We start from the raw sequence: 16,160 nt of genomic DNA, 5'->3' as shown, positions 1-16,160 counted from the left end.
ATAAAGACATTTGGGCGGCCTCGTCCACGGAAACTGTCGGTTCGTGTTAACAGAACGGCCAAAGGTCATTTTGTGTGCAGGCCCCTCTTCTGTATCAAGAGTATGGACGAGAGACGACTTTCTCGGCGGTCGCTCCTCGCGACGGGGGCCATCGCCGGCGCGACCGCCCTCGGGGTGGGCGGCGTCGCGTCGGCGACGGCCAACAGCGAGTGGGTGGAGGTCGACTCACCGACCGGGAACGCGCTCTACGACACCGTCTTCGCGGCGGGCAAGTCCTACGCGGTGGGCAGTGGCGGGAACGTCCTCCGGCGTGGCTCGGACGGGTGGACCATCGTCGTCGCCGACGGCGTCACGGGCGACAACAAGACGCTCCACGCCTGTGACACCACGAGCGACGGGAAGTACCTCTGGATGTGTGGCTCCAGCGGGCGCGTGGGCTATTACGACCTCGAGACGGGGACGATGCAGGGATACACCTCGCCCGTGAACAACGGGACGACCTACAACGACGTCGTCGCGTGGGGGCGTTCCGGGAAGGAGCGTGTCTACCTCGCGACGAGTTCCGGCCGCGTCGTCGTCGGCACCCGCGACTCCTCGGGAGCCATGCAGTGGCACACCACCGACACCGGCGGCGGCTATACGGTCAACGGTATCGACTTCTACGAGCGGAAGAAGGGTCACGCCGTCACCAACGGCGAAGCCGTCTACGCGACGAAAGACGGCGGCGAGACGTGGGACCACGTCGGCATCGAGTTCTCACAGGTCCCGCTCAACGACGTCGTCAGTCGACCCGACCACGTCTACGTCGTCGGCGGGAGCGGACAACTGTACCGCGGCGACCGCCACTGTACTCGGTGGACGCCATTCAGCCCTGGGTCGAAGGAACTCTCGGCCATCGTCCACAACGACGACGGCGAGTGGCTCGGCTGTGGCGGGTCCGGCCGCGCACTCCGCAAACAGTGGGCCGGGTGGGGCGAGTACCAGACGCCGGTCGGACTCCACCTCAACGGCTGTGCGCTCGGGAACCCCGACGTCGTCGTCGGGGACAGCGGGACCATCCTCGAGCGGACGTGACGGGTGGCCACAAGTTCTAAATTGCTGTCTGGTAGGCCATTGGTTGAATATCTATAACTAGGCCACAATTCCTTTTCTGTTTCCGTTCTTCTCTGAACGTAGGTGACTCAGCATGGGTGAAACCGACCAGACTCGGCGGACGTTCCTGAAAGCGGCCGGTGGCGTCGCCGCTACTGCGGCCGGTGGGGCAGCAGTCGTCCAGACGACCTCCGCCGCGACGGCGAGCAGTTGGAGTGAAGTGAGTTCCCCCGTCTCGAAGACGCTATACGGCGTCTCCGACACGGTGAACGGCCACGTCGCCGTCGGGAAGGCGGGGAACATCCTCCACCGCCGGAACGGCTCGTGGCAACTCGTCTACAACAGTGGTCCAGCCACGCGGAGCAACAGCATGCGGACGTGTGCCGTCACGGACGACGGGAAGCGCGTCTGGTTCGCGGGGTCCTCCGGTGCGATGGGGACCTACGACGTGAACACCGGCGTGAAGACGAACTACTCCTACCCCAAGGAGAAGACGTCGACGTGGGAGGCCATCACCGTCACCGGCAACGCGAACAGCGAGACGGTGTACGTCGCCAACGGGTCCGGTGAGATCCTGAAGGGGTCGATGGACTCCGACGGCTGTATGCAGTGGGGCAACGTGATGAAGCCCGGGAGCGGGTCGAACATCCCCGCCATCGACTTCCGCGAGGCGAACGTGAAGGTCGGCCACGCGTGTGACACCTCCGGCAACGCCTTCGAGACGAAGGACGCCGGCGGCACGTGGTCCGACATCGGCGTTCCGAACGCGCAGGTCGCCTTCTACGACCTCATCAGTTTCGCCACGGGCGACGGGACAAAGCACGTGTACATCACGGCGGGCGGTGGTAAGGTGTACCGCCTCGACTGTGACTGTAACCGCTGGACCCCCATCGACCTCGGGAACGCCGACCTCCGGAGCATCGACCGGAAGGACACCGGCGACAAGTTCGTCGTCGGGTCCGGCGGCACCGCCTACCACAAGGCGCCCTCCTCCGACTGGGAACCGGTGAAGATGCCCGTCTCGGACACGCTCAACGAGATGTCCTACGGCGCCCACTTCGGAAACGACACCCCGGACGTCGTCGTCGGCAACAACGGCACCATCCTCGAACGCTGACGCCGTCCGGTCTGCGAGCCAATCTTTTTATCAGAGTAGGTAGTGTAATAAATACTCGTGGCGGCGTCTCTGCCACGGGAAACACAATGGGCGATATCGACATTCAGGAGGTAGCGTCGCCGACAGACGGTGAACTACGCGACGTCGTCTCCACCGTTCGCGGGCCGGTCGTCATCGGTCCCGAGGGAACGGTGTTCGCGTACGACGACCGGACGGACGAGTGGGAGCAGTTCCGCGGCGCCGGGCCGGGTGCGGACCCACACGAACTCAACGCGCTCGCGGTCACCGACGACGGTCGGCGGGTGTGGTTGGCCGGCGCGGCCGGGGCGCTCGGTCACCTCGACCTCGACCGCTACCGGAAGACCGACTACACCGCGCCGATGGAGAAGACCTCGACGTGGGAGACCATCGCCGTCCACGGCGACCGCGGGTCCGAGACCGTCCGCGTCGCGAACGGGTCGGGAGAGGTCCTCCCGATCACACTCACCGACGACGGTCCCGAGTGGGGCGAGGTGATGGAACCCGGCCACGGGTCGACGCTGGGCGAACTCTCCGCCGGGCCGTCCGGTCGGTGTGTCGCAGTGGACACGAACAGCGAGGTGTACGAGGAGACCGCCGACGGGTGGGAGTACCGCGGCATTCCGAACGCACAGGTCAACCTCAACGACGTCCTCGCCCTCGACGACGAAATCCTCGTCGGCGCCAACGACGGTCTCGTCTTCCGCTACGACCGCGACCTCGACAACTGGACGCCGACCCGCATCGGCGAGAACGCCATCCGCGCGGTGGCACGTCGCCAGCGCGACGATGTCGTCCTCGTCGCCTCGGCCGAGGGGACACTCTTCGAACGCCGTCCGGTCGAGGGGTGGGTCCGACTCGAGACGGACGTCGAGTCAGACTTCTTCGCGGTCACCGACGGACCCGAACACGTCGCCGTCGGCGAGGATGGCGTCGTCGCCGTCTACGAACCCGATTCGGACGCGGTCGCCGACCCGCCGGACGAGTGGGTCGAGAGGGGAGCGAAGCAGTCCGACTCGGTCCCTGCGGAGCGTTCCACAGACACGAACGACGAGAGTGGTGACACGACGACCGACACGACCGACGGCGAGGCGGTCGAGGAACCGGTCGACACCTCGACCACGTATTCGACGAGCGACTCGACGGCTGATTCGGCGTCCTCGCAGTCGACGACGACCGGTCCCGAGTCGGTCACGGAGATCGACGGCGACGGGTCTTCGGACACCTAGATGACGTCGTCGAGTTCGTGTTCTTCGGCCATCCGCTGGGCCTCCGACGCGTAGCGCTCGCGGTCTTCTTCCGACGTCCAGCCGAGATTCTCCGGGTCCGCGAGGAGTCCCGCCGTGGTGTCCCGCACGTCGCTGAAACTCGTCAGCGCCCGCTCCTTGCGGAGGTAGCGTTCGCCGTCCGTCGTCGCGTACACGAGGATGATGAGGTTCTGCTCGTCGTCGGAGTAGGTTCGTTCAACCAACCAGACGGGCACGGCGTCGGTGTCCTCGGTCATACACGCCCCGACGGCGGCGCCGCACTTACTCGCTACGGCACCGGGGATAGTGTTAAGTGCTATCAAACCTCACTAAACGTGTATGAGTGACGCGTCCCACCCCGGCGACGAACTCCGGCCTACGGACCGGGCGATACTCGAGTTCCTGGCGGGAGAACGGGTGGAGTACGCCGCCATCGTCGCCAACCGCGTCGGATTGCACACGCCCCTCGCGGAGCGGCGGTGCGCCGCCCTCGTCGAGCGCGGGTACCTCGAAGCCGTGAGCGGGGAGGTCGTCTACCGGATTACCGAAGAGGGGCGTTACGCGGTCGAACGGTAGCCGTCCCCGGCGAAACGGCCCGCGGATTTTTGTAGCAACTCCATATTGTATATACAAGCATGGACGAACTCACTGGCTTCCAACGCGACCTGCTGTTCGTCGTCTGCGGGCTCGACGACCCGAACGGACTCGACGTCAAGGCGGAGCTAGAGGACTACTACCAGTCGAGTATCAACCACGGCCGCCTCTACCCGAACCTCGATACGCTCGTCGACGACGGACTCGTCGAGAAGGGGAGGGCCGACGACCGGACGAACCGCTACGCACTCACCGACACCGGCGAACGGATGGTCGAGCGACGCCGCGACTGGCAAGACCGGTACGTCGACGGGTGATTTTTGCCGCGCGCCCGTGAGGGTGTAGGTATGGAGTTCACCGAAGCACTCGCCGCCGAGGGAGTCGTCTGTGCGGTCGGCGCCGGGGGGAAGAAGTCGACGCTGTACGCACTCGCCGAGCGTCTGGACCGCGCGGTTGTCACGGCGACGGTCCGCATCCCACCGTTCGCGGAGTACGTCGCCGACCTCGTCGTGACCGAGGACCCCGCGGCGGCGATTCGCGCGGCCGACGAGGGCGACTGGCCGCTCGGCGTCGTCCCCGAACAGGAGCGACCCGACCGCTACCTCGGCTACGACACCGACGTCGTCGAGGCGATGGCGGCGGCCGCGTCCGACCAGGACGTCGACGCCGTCCTCGTGAAGGCCGACGGCGCGCGGATGCGCGACTTCAAGGCGCCCGCGGAGCGCGAACCACAACTCCCCGCCGACGCCGACACGGTCCTCCCGGTCGCGGCCGTCGACGTCGTGGGCGAACCCCTCACCGAGGAGCGCGTCCACCGCGTCGAGCGCGTCGCCGCCCTCACGGGACTCGACCCGGGCGACACTATCACTGCCGAGGCCGTCGCGACCGTCCTCGCCCACGAGGAAGGGGGTCGCAAGGGGGTCCCCGAGGGCGCGACGGTGGTTCCGGTTCTCAACAAGGTCGACGACGACACGCTCGCCGAGACGGGACGCGACGTCGCCGAAGCGATTCACGCCCGCACCGAGGTCCCGCGCGTCGTCCTCACGAGTCACGCCCGCGAGGACGGTCCGCTCGTCAACGTCGTCGAGGCGTGAACAATTGAACGATTGTACAACTGTCCGCGCCTACCCCGAGAAGTGTGACTGCGCGGCCTCGAACTCCTCGCGTGTGTTGAGGTTCTCGAAGGTGTCGAGGCCGTTCGCGGCGTGTTCCTCGACCTCGTCCTCGGTGACGACGACGTAGTCGAGGTCGAACAGCGGTTCGATAATCTTGCGCGCGTCGCGGGCGAGGGCGTCGTCGCAGGCGTCGGCCATCGCGTCGGCGTGGTAGACGGCCTGCGTGGTCTGGAACCACCCACCCTCGCCGACGCGGGGGACCGCCGCCTCGTGGCCCGCAGCGCGCTCGAAGAGGTAGTCGAGGAATCCGGGGTCGAGGAACGGCATGTCGCAGGCGACGACCGCGGCGAACTCGCCCGACGCGCCGCGGAGTCCGTTCCGGATACCGGCCATCGGCCCCTGGTCGGTCTCGGGGTCCTCGGCGAAGGTGACCGGGAGGGGGTAGCCGTCGAGGGCGTCGTCGAGTGCGTCACGCTGGTCGGCGCGGCAGTTCACGACGAGTTCGTCCACGATGGGTTCGAGACGGTCGGCGACCCGGCGGGTCATCGGCGTACCCGCGAGGTCGGCGACGGCCTTGTCCGCGTCGCCGAACCGAGTCGACCGGCCGCCAGCGATGATGACGCCGCTGTGCATACCCGCCCATTCGGGGTCCGCGGGAAAGAGCGTGTCGCGACGCGTACGAACGTGTCAGTGACCTTTCGGCGGGAATCGCGACGAGGCAGTAACCCTTACCCGCTCGGACGCGTAATCCGGTGACATGAACTGGACCCGCCCGGACCGCGCGCTCCGGGTCGACCTCTCCGCGGGAACCGTCACCAGCGAGGCGATTCCCGAACCGTGGCTCGACCGCTACCTCGGCGGGAAGGGACTCGGTGCGCGCTACCTCCACGCGGAGGTGCCACGGGGAGCCGACCCGCTCGGACCGGCGAACGCCCTCGTGTTCGCCCTCGGTCCGCTCACGGGTGCGCTCCCGGGCGAGCAACGCTACGCGGCGGTCACCAAATCGCCGCTCACGGACACCTTCCTCGACTCCTACGCCGGCGGAACGTTCCCCGAGCAACTCGCGGGTGCGCTCGGCGAGCACATGCTCGTCGTCGTCACCGGACGGGCCGAAGAACCGACCGCGCTCGTTGTCGAGGACGGCGACGCCCACCTCGAACCCGCGGACGACCTCGCCGGAGCGGACGCCGCCGGGGTGGACGACGCCTACGACGGTGCCGTCGCCTGCGTCGGGCCGGCCGGCGAGAACCGGGTTCGATACGCGACCATCGCCTCCGACGGCGGCGACCACCACGCGGGTCGGGGCGGTGCCGGCGCCGTGATGGGGTCGAAGAACCTGAAGGCCGTCGTCGCCCGCGGTGACGCGCCCGAACCGCCAGCGGACTTCGCGGCCGCCCGCGAGGACGCCGCCGAGGCGTTCGCCGACTCCGACGTGGGCCGCTGGCAGGCCGCCAGCGAGACCGTCGAGACCGTCGACTTCGCCAACGAGGTCGGTGGGCTCCCCACCCGCGGGTGGCAGGAGGGGACCTTCGAGGGCGCCGACGACATCGGTATCGAGGCCGTCCGCGAGGCGGCCACCGGCCGCGAGCACGACGACGCGGCGATGCCCGGCGGCTTCGAGGTTGAGAGCGCCGAGGGGACGACGATTCCCCGCGGTTCGACGCCCATCTCGCTCGGTGCGGGCCTCGGCATCGACGACTTCGACGCCGTCGCCGAACTCGGTGCGGTGTGCGACCGACTCGGCGTCGACGTCATCACCGCGGGCAACGCCGTCGCGTTCGCGGCGCGCGCGAGCGCCGACGGTCACCTTGACCGCGACGTCGCGTTCGGCGACCCCGAGGCTGCCCGCGACCTCATCCGCGACATCGCCGGACGCGAGACCGACCTCGGCGACGCGCTCGCGGACGGCGTAGTCGCGGCCGCAGAGGTTCTGGGCACGGACGAGTACATCCCCTCGGTGAAGGCGATGGAACTGCCCGCGTACGACCCGCGGGCCGCGCCGACGATGGCTCTCGCGTACGCGACCAGCGACCGGGGGGCCTGCCACCGCCGCGCCCGTCCGGTCGAGGAGGAGGCCATCGCTGCCGACGGGTGGACGGACGCCGACCGCGTCTCGGCGGTCGTCGAGGAACAGGACCGCCGCTCGGTCCTCTGGAGTCTCGTCGCGGACGATTTCGTCGGCGAGACGGTCGACGACCTCGGGACCTCGTGGCTCCGCGCGGCCGGCTACGACGTGACGCCCGCCTCCCTGCTGGAGACCGGCGAACGCATCTGGACGCTCGTCCGCCTCTTCAACGTCCGCGAGGGCCACACCCGCGCGGACGACTCGCTTCCCGACCCGCTGACGGAGCCACTCCCGGACGGGCCGGCCGCGGGCGAGACCATCGACCGCGACCACTTCGACGTGCTACTGGACCGCTACTACGACCGCCGCGGGTGGGACGAACGGGGTGTCCCGACCGCGGAGACGCGCGACCGACTCGACGTCGACGTCACGCTCGACGAACTCGACACACTCTCACAGACACGATGACAGAGAAGATCAATCTGGACGAACTGGACACGGGTACAGACGAGGACGAAGAGACCGGCAACCGCGGCGACTGGATCTGGAAAGGCGAGGGTAGTCCCGACGAGGAACCCGAACCGGCCGACGAACCGGAGACGACCACCGCGAGCGACGCCGTCCCCCACGTCCCGAATGACGACCGGAAGAAGCCCGCAGGCATCCCGAAGGATCAGGGCGGGAGCGGTGGTGGGAGTGGCGGCGGGACCGACCCGAGGGAGCCACAGCACCCCGAGGACCCACACACCGAGTCGCGCGCGTCCGGCCCACACGGTGGCGGCGTCGACGATATGACGACCGCCTACACGTACGAGGCGCTCCAGCGAATCGACGACGTGCGTCTCGCGCTCGCGGAGACCAACGAGTGGTCCGACTGGGTGGGCATCGTCGGCGAAGTGGCGGCCCACGACATCAACAAGTTCCAGCGCGACCACGGCCTCGACACCGACTTCTTCAACGGTTCGGGGTCCGGTCCGGCCGAGCGCCTCGCGGACATCGGCGAGCACTCGATGTTCTACGCCGAGCGGATGGTCGTCGTCGGCACCGAAGACCAGGAGTGGATCGCCGAGGAGGCCGGCTGGGAGTTCGTCCCGCTGGAGGAAGCGGCAGCGGGCGCCGGTTGGGAACTGGAAGAATGATTTTTGGTGCTCCCGTACGCAAGGGAGAGTGAGACCATGAGTATTCGAAACGCCGTAGACCAGGCGGGCTTCGTCACGTTCGCCGTCCTGCTCGGGTTGCTGTGGACCGTCGTCGTCGGGCTGAACGTCGCCTCGACGATGCTCCCGGCCACCGCCTCGACGGGCACGATCGGCCAGTACGTCGGACAGACGTTCTTCCCCGGAATCGTCGGCCTCGCCGTCATCGCCGTCCTCGCCGGCGGCCTACTCTACCTCGCCAGCGAGCTGGGCCAGGGCGAACCGACGGCCGAGACGTTCCCCCCCGAGGAATAATGTACTACGAGTGCACCGAGTGCGGACAGATGGCCGAGATGCACGGACAACCCGGCGACCAGTTCGTCGACCAGTGCCCCGTGTGTGAGGAGACGACCACGTGGACCCGTGCGTTCGAGGGTCAGGGGGTGTCGTTTTGACGCTCGAGTTCGAGGCCAGCGACCGACTCCTCGCCGCCGCCGAGGAGTGGGGGAACAGGCAGATGAAAGAGACCGACGAGGCGCTCGAGTCGAAGGTCGAGCAGGCACTCCTCGAGATCGAGAACCTCGTCTCCGGTGCCACCGAGGTCGACTTCGAAATCGAGGGTGCGACGGTCCGACACCACCCCAGCGACGACCTCGAAGCGTTCCTCGAAGCACAGACCGAGGACACGGAGCTCTCGCCGTCGGAACTCCTCGCGAAGCACGTCGACCTGTTCGCGACGGTGTTCCTCGACAATTACGGCGACGACGTCGAGCGACCGCCGAACGCGCCGCCGGTCGAGTGACGACCCGCGGCGCCTCACAAAGCTTTAACCGCTCCGCAACCGATAGCGACGAACATGGCACACAAGGACTCCGGCTGGCGTCCGACTGGTAGCGGGATGAACTACAAGGGCGACGAAGTGTGGGACTACTGCATCGGCCCCCACGAGATCAACGAAGGCGAGAAAGACCCCGACTGGAAGAAGGAACCGGACGCGGACGGCGACGACGATTGACATCCTCCGCCGCCTGAAGACGGGGGAATCCCGAGCGGTGGGAGTTTCAGGTTTAGAGTCAGCGGCCGACGAATGGCTTTGACTCATGGCCGTGCCAAGCGGCCGTTACTCCTATCCTCGGAGGGGCTGTTCCACGTATTTCTACGTGGCTTCAGCCGTCTCGTCGACGGATTCAGAGGTACTTTGTTGACTTCGAACGATCGACACGGGTGAACAAGGGCATTGTTCAGTGTGCATCGATCGGATTTCGGATATTGTCCGATTAGGGTAGGCGGACAGGCCGCCTCCAGCGGAATTACAGTGGCCGCTCACCACCGTGTGAATCCACTCATTTCTTCGAGAGTCAGCCACTTAATCGACGTAATATCGACACTCCAGACCGGTTCACCGCCTATTGAATGTCTCCGAAGTGTCGGATTCATCCTGGCCCTGAAGGACCAGGCATTCTCCTCGTACCCGTGTAATCTCTCCGCTCTTTTACGGTCTCACGAATCTCGACGCAGTGCAGCGTGTGCGCTGTCGTGACGAGTGTGTACGGAGCCGACCGAAAAACTGGACGCGTGAGTGGACGTGTCCGAGGTGTCAGGCCATCTGCGCGGCCAGTTCGTCCTCGAACTCGACGAGACCCGCGAAGACGTGGGCCGCCGAGAGGTAGAGCGGTTCGTCGGTGTTCTCTTCGACGTCGTCGACGAACGGTTCGTACCACTGGAGGACGTGCTCGTCGAGGAAGACGCGCTCGAAGCCGAACGCCTCGACCTGCCCCGCGCGCTGGCGGCCGACGAGATTACGCAGGAAGGCGAGTTCGACGGCGACGTGGTCGTTCTCCTCGGGATAGTCTTCCGGTGGCTTCCAGCCCGCACCGGAGTAACTCGCCTCGACGTCCGCGAGTCCCTCGCCGATGAACTCCGTATCGTCGCGGTAGTACGTCTCGTGGGCGAGCACCGGCGGACGCGGGCCGACGAAGACGCGGGTGTACTCTTGGGCGAGTTCGTCGCGGACCTCGGAGACGTCGCGGCCCTCGTTCTCCGCGACGAACTCGCGGAGGTAGTCGAAGCCCGTGTCGAGTTCGTCGTTGACGGACTCTCCCGGGGTCTCCAGGTCGCCTTCGAGGAGGTTCGTGAGGAACTCCTCCTCGGGGGCGTCCCAGAACACGTCGATGCAGTAGTCGATGAGTTCGGTGCGTGCGTCGTAGATTGCTTCGTCGTCCATGGTTCGGTTAGGTGTCGTAGACGAGTTGGGCGCGGCAGTCGCCACAGTACTCGAAGATGCTGCCCTCGGCCTCGTCGGGTGCGATGCCGGCGACCTGGTCGCCGACCTCGGACTCGATCTTCGCCGCGGAGGCGGTGCTCGTGAACTCCTTCCCGCAACTCCGACAGGCGAGCATCTCGCCCTCGGCGACCTGCGACCAGGCCTCGCCGTCGTTGTTCTCGGGGAGGAGCGAGAGGTCGAGTCCCCCTTCGAGGGAGATGGCGTCCTCGACACAGCCCTCCTCGCAGAGACCGCAGTTCACACAGCGTTCGTGGTTGAACTCCAGGCCGGCCTCGCTCTCGCGGCGGAGCGCGTCGGTCGGGCAGAGACTCGAACACGTCGGGGTGAACGTACAGTCGTCGCTCACCTCGACGACGCCGAAGTCCTTCAGCCCGCGGATCACGTCGCGCTCGGGGTCGACGTGGTCGAGGATGGCGCGAACGCTCTCCAGCGTCCAGTCGTGGCTGTTGAAGTCGGGGTTCGGCTTCTCGGCGTCGACGACGCCCGTGGCCTCGTGTTCACCCGAGGGGACCGGCGACTCGTCGAGTTCGAGTTCGACGAACCGGGAGAGTTCCTCGGCGAACGCGTCAGGGTCGTCGGGGTCGGGCGCGAAGAACTCCACGCGCTTGCCGAGACCGAGGTCGTCGGTTGCGCGGTCGAGGCGACGGACGAGTTCGGCCTTCGGGTCGGGACCGGAGTGGAGGCAGTCGCCGCCACAACCAACGATGGCGACGCCGTCCGCGCCGGCCGCGAGCGCGTGCATCACGTGAGCCTCGCCGACCGTGTCCGTACAGTTGACGTTCACGGGCAGGATCGGCGGGTACTCGTAGTCGCCACGGCGAGCGGCCTGTCGGCCGAACTTCCGAAGCGAACGGGCGGCCTGTTCGGAGCAGACGAAGGCGACGACCTCCTCGTCGATGCCCTGCGAGCCACGGTTGAACAGCCAGCCACCCTCGTCGTTCTCGGTGTCGAGCATGGCCTCGACCTCGCGCGCGATACGCTCGTTCGAGGGGTCGCGGAGTTTCGTCGCGCCGGTCGGGCAAGAACTCGTACAGGCGCCACAGTCCTGACACGCCGTCTTGTCAAACTCGACGGAGTCGATGGAGGGTCGGGAGACGGCACCGTGCGGGCAGGCGTCGACGCAGGCGGTACAGCCCTGCTGACCGGACGTGCCGGCCGCACAGACGTCCATCTCCAGGTCGAGGTAGTCCGGCTTCTCCACGCCGCCGAGGAGGCTCTCGATGGACGCGACCGTGCCCGCGTCGACGGGACCGGTGTAGAAGCCCATCCGGCCACCGCGGGTGTCGCGGTTGGCGGCCGGGTAGACCACCTGGTCGAACTCCAGGGTCCGCTCGGTGCCCTCCGGTTCGATGGCGTCGGTCGGACACCCGGTCATCCACTCGCCCGTCGGCGCGTCGGGCAGGATGTCGACCGGCGTGGCCGTGACGACGTCCTCCGAGGGCGCGTCTCGGACGCACTTCATACAGGAGACGCAGTCCTCGGTGACGCGGGCTTCGAGGTGGACCTCGAACTCACCGAACGAGCCGTCGACGTCGACGACGCGGCCACGCTCGATGGTCACGTCGTCGAGGTCGTAGTCGACGTCCGAGAAGTCCTGGCCGTCCGCGACCAGCGTCACGTCGGCCGTGTCTGCGAGCGCGGCCGCCGACTCGGGGTCGCCGACGACGACGACCGAGTCGCCCGCTTCCTTCGAGACGGAGCGGGTGGCCGGTTCCTCCGAGAGGGCGGCGTATTCGCGGTTGATCATTCGCGCGGTCTTGTCGGTCGCGTCTTCCTCGTCGTGGACCCACCCCGCACCCTCGCGCTGGTCCACGAAGGAGACAGCGTCGGGGTGGAGATCGGCCTCGTCGAGGAGGTCGCGGAACCGACTTTGGCAGCTCTGCTCGGGCGTCGTGACGATTAGGTGGTCGAGGTCGTGCTCGTCGACGACGTACCGAACGCCGTCCATTCCGTCCTCACAGAGCAGACTGGAACTCGCCACCACGTCGACGTCTCTGACGCCGTCGCGGGCTTTCTCCAGGTCGATGTTACAGGTGTCCGCACAGGAGCAGACGAACGCCCCAACGTTCATCCCGAGTATCTCAGTGCGCGGCAGTTGAAAGGGTTTGCGTGAGAGGGACGGTCGTGTCACCGAACGCACCATAATTTAGGCAGACCTAATTATTTCCTTGAACGAACGAATCCAGCGACGGCTGCCGGTTCTCGAAGTACCTTTCGGAACGCTGGGGAAACTTACTTACTCCTACCGCGAGAGTATCCGGTGACAGCAGTCAGGAGGCCATTAATGAGTACTGAACCAGTATCACTCGACCTCGACCGTCGCTCGTTCATGAAAGCGAGCGCGCTCGCCGGTGCACTCGCCCTCGGTGGCGGGGCGACCGGCCGAGCACTCGCCGAGGGTGACGAGGGAGAGCCGGACGGTGCAGGTACAGAACACACGGAACTGACGAAGACGATCTGTAACTACTGTGCAGTCGGTTGCGGGTTCCGTGGCGAGAAGAAGGGCAACGCCTTCGTCGGGCAGGAGCCCTGGGACGAGAATCCCATCAACAACGGGTCGCTCTGTTCGAAGGGAGCGTCCATCTACGGCGCCGAACACTCGGAGAAGCGCCTGAAACACCCGTTGAAGAAGGAAGACGGCGAGTGGAAGAAGATCGGCTGGCAGGAGGCCTACAAGCAGATCGGCGACGAGATCCGCCGCATCTGGGACGAGTACGGCCGAGACGCTATCAAGCTCCTCGGGAGTGCTCACCACTCCAACGAGGAGGCGTACGCGATGCGGAAACTCGCCTCCTTCATGGGGACGAACAACATCGACCACCAGGCGCGTATCTGCCACTCGACGACGGTCGCCGGCCTCGCGAACACGTGGGGCTACGGCGCGATGACGAACACCATCAACGACTACCGGAACTTCGACCTCAACATCATCATCGGGCAGAACCCGGCGGAGGCCCACCCCATCGCGATGCAGCACATCCTCGAGGGGCAGGCCCGCGGCGGGACCATCGCCTGCGTCGACCCGCGGTTCACCAAGACCGCCGCCCACGCGGACCACTTCTTCCGCATGCGTCCCGGGACGGACGTGGCCCTCATGATGGGTCTCATCCGCTACCTGAGAGAGCAGGGCGAACTCGACGACCAGATGATCGACGAGCGCGTCCAGGGGTGGCCCGACGTCGACGCCGAACTCGACCACTACGACCTGGAGACCGTCTCCGAGATCACCTGGATCTCGGTCGAAGACATCCAGAAGCTCGGTGACCTCATCATCGAGAACAAGCCCAACGTCCAGATCGAGTGGGCGATGGGTGGGACCCAGCACAACAACGGGACCCAGAACATCCGGTCGTACGCGCTCACCTCGCTCGCCTCGGGGAGCGCCGCCCGCTCGGGCGGTGGCCTCCAGGTCATGCGTGGGCACGCGAACGTCCAGGGTGCGACGGACCTCGCCGTCGCGAGCCACATCCTCCCGGGCTACTACTCGGTGTCTTCGCCCGGTTCGTGGCGCTACTGGTCCGAGGTGTGGAACAAGTCGCCGTACACGAGCGGGTCGACGTCGTTCCGCGACCTCTACAACAAGTTCGAGTTGATGCCGGAGAACCTCTACCGTCAGCAGGCGGGCGAGGACCCCGACGAGACGTTCCCGAACGACCGCTCGATGATGTTCCAGAAGGGCCTGACGGTGGCCCGCTGGTTCGACGCCGTCCTCCCGCAGGAGGACCGGCTCCTCGACACGCCGCTCTACCAGCCGAACCCGGTGAAGGCGGCGTTCTTCTGGGGGCACTCGTCGAACTCCATCAGCGAGATGTCGAAGATGCAGACGGCGATGGAGCAACTCGACCTGCTCGTCGTCGTGGACATCTTCCCCTCGCTGGCGTCGGTCCTCCCGGACCGCGACGACGGGGTCATCATCCTCCCGGCGTCGAGCCAGTACGAGCACTACCGCTCGCTCACGAACTCCCACCGCTCCGTCCAGTGGAGCGAGCCCGTCCGGCCGCCGAGCCACAACACGAAGCCGGACATGCAGATCATCCAGGAACTCGCCGACGAACTCGGCATGGGCGAGCACTTCGACTGGGGGACCGGTCCGAACCTCTACAGTGGGAAGAGCACCTACGAGGAGGCGCTGCGCGAGATCAACGTCGGCGTCCGCACCATCGGCTACCAGCAGGCGCCCGAACGCCTCCAGCAGCACCTCGAGTACGACTACGCGTTCAGTACCGAGGACCTCCAGGCCAACGTCAGTGGGACGCCGGTCGACGGCGACTACTGGATGCTCCCGTGGCCGTGCTGGGGTGAGGGACACCCCGGGACGCCCATCATCTGGCGCGACGACATCGACCCCCGCAACGGCGGGCAGGACTTCCGCGCCCGGTGGGGCGTGAAGGCTCCCACCCCACAGGAGTGGGAACAGTCGCACACCGACAAGGAGTACCCGCTCCAGAACACCTACGACCAGCAGGGTGAAGCCGGCCTGAATATGCTCCGGGCCGACTACACCCCCGACTGGCCGAACTCGGACTTCAGCGGCACGGTCGAAGGGGTCCCGCAGTACCCCGGCTTCGCGACGACGCTCCCGGACGACCTGACGAATCCGGACGAGCTAACGATTCCGTTCGAGTACGCCCTCTCGCCGAACAAGTCGGTCTACGACACGGCGAAGGCGATGAACAAGAAGTACGACTGGGCGAACTTCGACGAGGAGTTCTACAAGCAGTACGACAACAAACAGCCGGACGCGCCGACGGGTCGTGGCCGCGCACGTGGTGTCGCGTGGAACTTCATCGACACCGTCCCAGTCCACCGCGAACCCATCGAGAGTCCAGAGCCGGATCTGGTCGAGCAGTGGCCCGCCAACGGCCAACAGCACAACTTCTACCGGCTCGACCAGAACAACGCCGAGGTCCAGAAGAACGCGATGAGCGAACTGCAAAAGCAGGGTGACCTCAGCGAGTGGGTCGTCATGACCAGCGGTCGCCAGGTCGAACACCAGGGTGGTGGTGCAGAGACTCGTTCCAACATCTACACCGCCGACCTGCAGCCCCACATGTACGTGGAGCTGCACCCGGAGAAGGCCGAAGAACTCGGCGTCCGGGGTGGCGAACTCGTCGTCGTCTCGACGACGGACCGCGGTTCCATCCTCGTGAAGGCCCGTGTGACCCACCGGCCGAGCAAGGAAGAGGTCTTCCTGCCGTACCACTGGGGCGGCATCTTCGAGGGCAAGAGCCTCGAGGACCGCTACCCCGAGGGTACGGTCCCGTACGCCATCGGTGACAGCGCCAACGCGGTCACCGGGAAGGGGTACGACGTCGAGACCCAGATGCAGGAGACGAAGGCCGCGATGGTCAAAGTCGAGAAGGCGACCCAGCAAGTGTTGAACAAGTACAACATGGACGTCGACCTCTCGGAGTTCACGTTCCCGCAGGACCGCAACGGTATCGGGACCCAGAAGGACTTCGACGTCCGCGACAACGAGACGGTTCAGTAAA

Annotated in this window: 17 protein-coding genes; 13 read left to right on the top strand and 4 right to left on the bottom strand. The window is 66.4% G+C overall.

Features of this window, described 5'->3' with window-relative positions; genetic code table 11:
• The first annotated feature begins 102 nt into the window (after nucleotides 1-102).
• The 3 genes from P0Y33_RS06935 to P0Y33_RS06925 all read left to right on the top strand — a co-directional run bounded on the left by P0Y33_RS06935 (nucleotide 103) and on the right by P0Y33_RS06925 (nucleotide 3,456).
• Nucleotides 103-1,074, top strand: coding sequence for a beta propeller repeat protein (locus P0Y33_RS06935; protein WP_279529811.1), 972 nt, complete (start codon nucleotides 103-105; stop codon nucleotides 1,072-1,074).
• 112 nt (nucleotides 1,075-1,186) lie between these two features.
• Entirely contained in the window at nucleotides 1,187-2,209 is a 1,023-nt protein-coding gene (locus P0Y33_RS06930) for a beta propeller repeat protein (protein WP_279529810.1), read from the top strand.
• An 86-nt stretch (nucleotides 2,210-2,295) separates the two neighbouring features.
• Nucleotides 2,296-3,456, top strand: coding sequence for a hypothetical protein (locus tag P0Y33_RS06925; protein ID WP_279529809.1), 1,161 nt, complete (start codon nucleotides 2,296-2,298; stop codon nucleotides 3,454-3,456).
• Here P0Y33_RS06925 and P0Y33_RS06920 read toward each other — a convergent pair.
• Nucleotides 3,453-3,731, bottom strand: a complete 279-nt coding sequence (locus tag P0Y33_RS06920; protein ID WP_279529808.1) for a hypothetical protein — start codon at nucleotides 3,729-3,731, stop codon at nucleotides 3,453-3,455. The two genes, P0Y33_RS06925 and P0Y33_RS06920, sit on opposite strands and share 4 nt — an antisense overlap.
• An 82-nt stretch (nucleotides 3,732-3,813) precedes the next feature.
• Here P0Y33_RS06920 and P0Y33_RS06915 point away from each other — a divergent pair, with 82 nt between their 5' ends.
• The 3 genes from P0Y33_RS06915 to yqeC are packed head-to-tail and all read left to right on the top strand — an operon-like array spanning nucleotide 3,814 to nucleotide 5,162.
• Nucleotides 3,814-4,050 (top strand): helix-turn-helix domain-containing protein, encoded by a 237-nt coding sequence (locus tag P0Y33_RS06915; protein ID WP_279529807.1) that lies wholly within the window; start codon nucleotides 3,814-3,816, stop codon nucleotides 4,048-4,050.
• Between the two features lie 59 nt (nucleotides 4,051-4,109).
• Nucleotides 4,110-4,385: a PadR family transcriptional regulator gene (locus P0Y33_RS06910; RefSeq protein ID WP_279529806.1), complete on the top strand. Its 276-nt coding sequence runs from the start codon at nucleotides 4,110-4,112 to the stop codon at nucleotides 4,383-4,385.
• Between the two features lie 30 nt (nucleotides 4,386-4,415).
• Nucleotides 4,416-5,162: a selenium cofactor biosynthesis protein YqeC gene (yqeC, locus tag P0Y33_RS06905; protein WP_279529805.1), complete on the top strand. Its 747-nt coding sequence runs from the start codon at nucleotides 4,416-4,418 to the stop codon at nucleotides 5,160-5,162.
• A 30-nt stretch (nucleotides 5,163-5,192) separates the two neighbouring features.
• Here yqeC and P0Y33_RS06900 read toward each other — a convergent pair whose 3' ends face one another.
• Nucleotides 5,193-5,816, bottom strand: coding sequence for a molybdenum cofactor guanylyltransferase (locus P0Y33_RS06900; RefSeq protein WP_279529804.1), 624 nt, complete (start codon nucleotides 5,814-5,816; stop codon nucleotides 5,193-5,195).
• A 124-nt stretch (nucleotides 5,817-5,940) separates the two neighbouring features.
• Here P0Y33_RS06900 and P0Y33_RS06895 point away from each other — a divergent pair, with 124 nt between their 5' ends.
• From P0Y33_RS06895 to P0Y33_RS06870, 6 genes are read left to right on the top strand one after another with little or no spacing between them, the layout of a single operon-like run.
• On the top strand, nucleotides 5,941-7,716 hold the full coding sequence (locus tag P0Y33_RS06895) for an aldehyde ferredoxin oxidoreductase family protein (protein ID WP_279529803.1): 1,776 nt from the start codon (nucleotides 5,941-5,943) through the stop codon (nucleotides 7,714-7,716).
• The gene (locus tag P0Y33_RS06890; protein ID WP_279529802.1) at nucleotides 7,713-8,387 is read left to right on the top strand and encodes a DUF7124 domain-containing protein; all 675 of its coding nucleotides are present in this window, start codon (nucleotides 7,713-7,715) and stop codon (nucleotides 8,385-8,387) included. The genes P0Y33_RS06895 and P0Y33_RS06890 overlap by 4 nt, the downstream gene beginning before the upstream one ends.
• Nucleotides 8,388-8,423: 36 nt before the next feature.
• Entirely contained in the window at nucleotides 8,424-8,699 is a 276-nt protein-coding gene (locus P0Y33_RS06885) for a hypothetical protein (RefSeq protein ID WP_279529801.1), read from the top strand.
• Complete coding sequence (locus P0Y33_RS06880) at nucleotides 8,699-8,839, top strand: hypothetical protein (protein ID WP_279529800.1); 141 nt, start codon at nucleotides 8,699-8,701, stop codon at nucleotides 8,837-8,839. Before P0Y33_RS06885 ends, P0Y33_RS06880 begins: the two co-directional genes overlap by 1 nt.
• Complete coding sequence (locus tag P0Y33_RS06875) at nucleotides 8,836-9,186, top strand: hypothetical protein (protein WP_279529799.1); 351 nt, start codon at nucleotides 8,836-8,838, stop codon at nucleotides 9,184-9,186. Before P0Y33_RS06880 ends, P0Y33_RS06875 begins: the two co-directional genes overlap by 4 nt.
• A gap of 54 nt (nucleotides 9,187-9,240) precedes the next feature.
• Nucleotides 9,241-9,399, top strand: a complete 159-nt coding sequence (locus tag P0Y33_RS06870) for a hypothetical protein (RefSeq protein ID WP_279529798.1) — start codon at nucleotides 9,241-9,243, stop codon at nucleotides 9,397-9,399.
• Nucleotides 9,400-9,981: 582 nt separating this feature from the next.
• On the opposite strand, the gene P0Y33_RS06865 is transcribed toward P0Y33_RS06870, so the two are convergent.
• Both P0Y33_RS06865 and P0Y33_RS06860 read right to left on the bottom strand, forming a co-directional pair.
• Entirely contained in the window at nucleotides 9,982-10,608 is a 627-nt protein-coding gene (locus P0Y33_RS06865) for a TorD/DmsD family molecular chaperone (protein ID WP_279529797.1), read from the bottom strand.
• A 7-nt stretch (nucleotides 10,609-10,615) separates the two neighbouring features.
• Nucleotides 10,616-12,739: a hydrogenase iron-sulfur subunit gene (locus tag P0Y33_RS06860; protein ID WP_279529796.1), complete on the bottom strand. Its 2,124-nt coding sequence runs from the start codon at nucleotides 12,737-12,739 to the stop codon at nucleotides 10,616-10,618.
• A gap of 213 nt (nucleotides 12,740-12,952) precedes the next feature.
• On the opposite strand from P0Y33_RS06860, the gene P0Y33_RS06855 reads away from it, so the two are divergent.
• Complete coding sequence (locus P0Y33_RS06855; RefSeq protein ID WP_279529795.1) at nucleotides 12,953-16,159, top strand: molybdopterin oxidoreductase family protein; 3,207 nt, start codon at nucleotides 12,953-12,955, stop codon at nucleotides 16,157-16,159.
• The last annotated feature ends 1 nt before the right edge of the window (nucleotide 16,160 follow it).

The sequence above is a fragment of the Halospeciosus flavus genome (assembly GCF_029814175.1).
Lineage (GTDB): Archaea > Halobacteriota > Halobacteria > Halobacteriales > Halobacteriaceae > Halospeciosus > Halospeciosus flavus.
The sequence above is the reverse complement of the archived record's forward strand: the minus strand, read 5'-3'. Positions and strand labels throughout refer to the sequence as shown.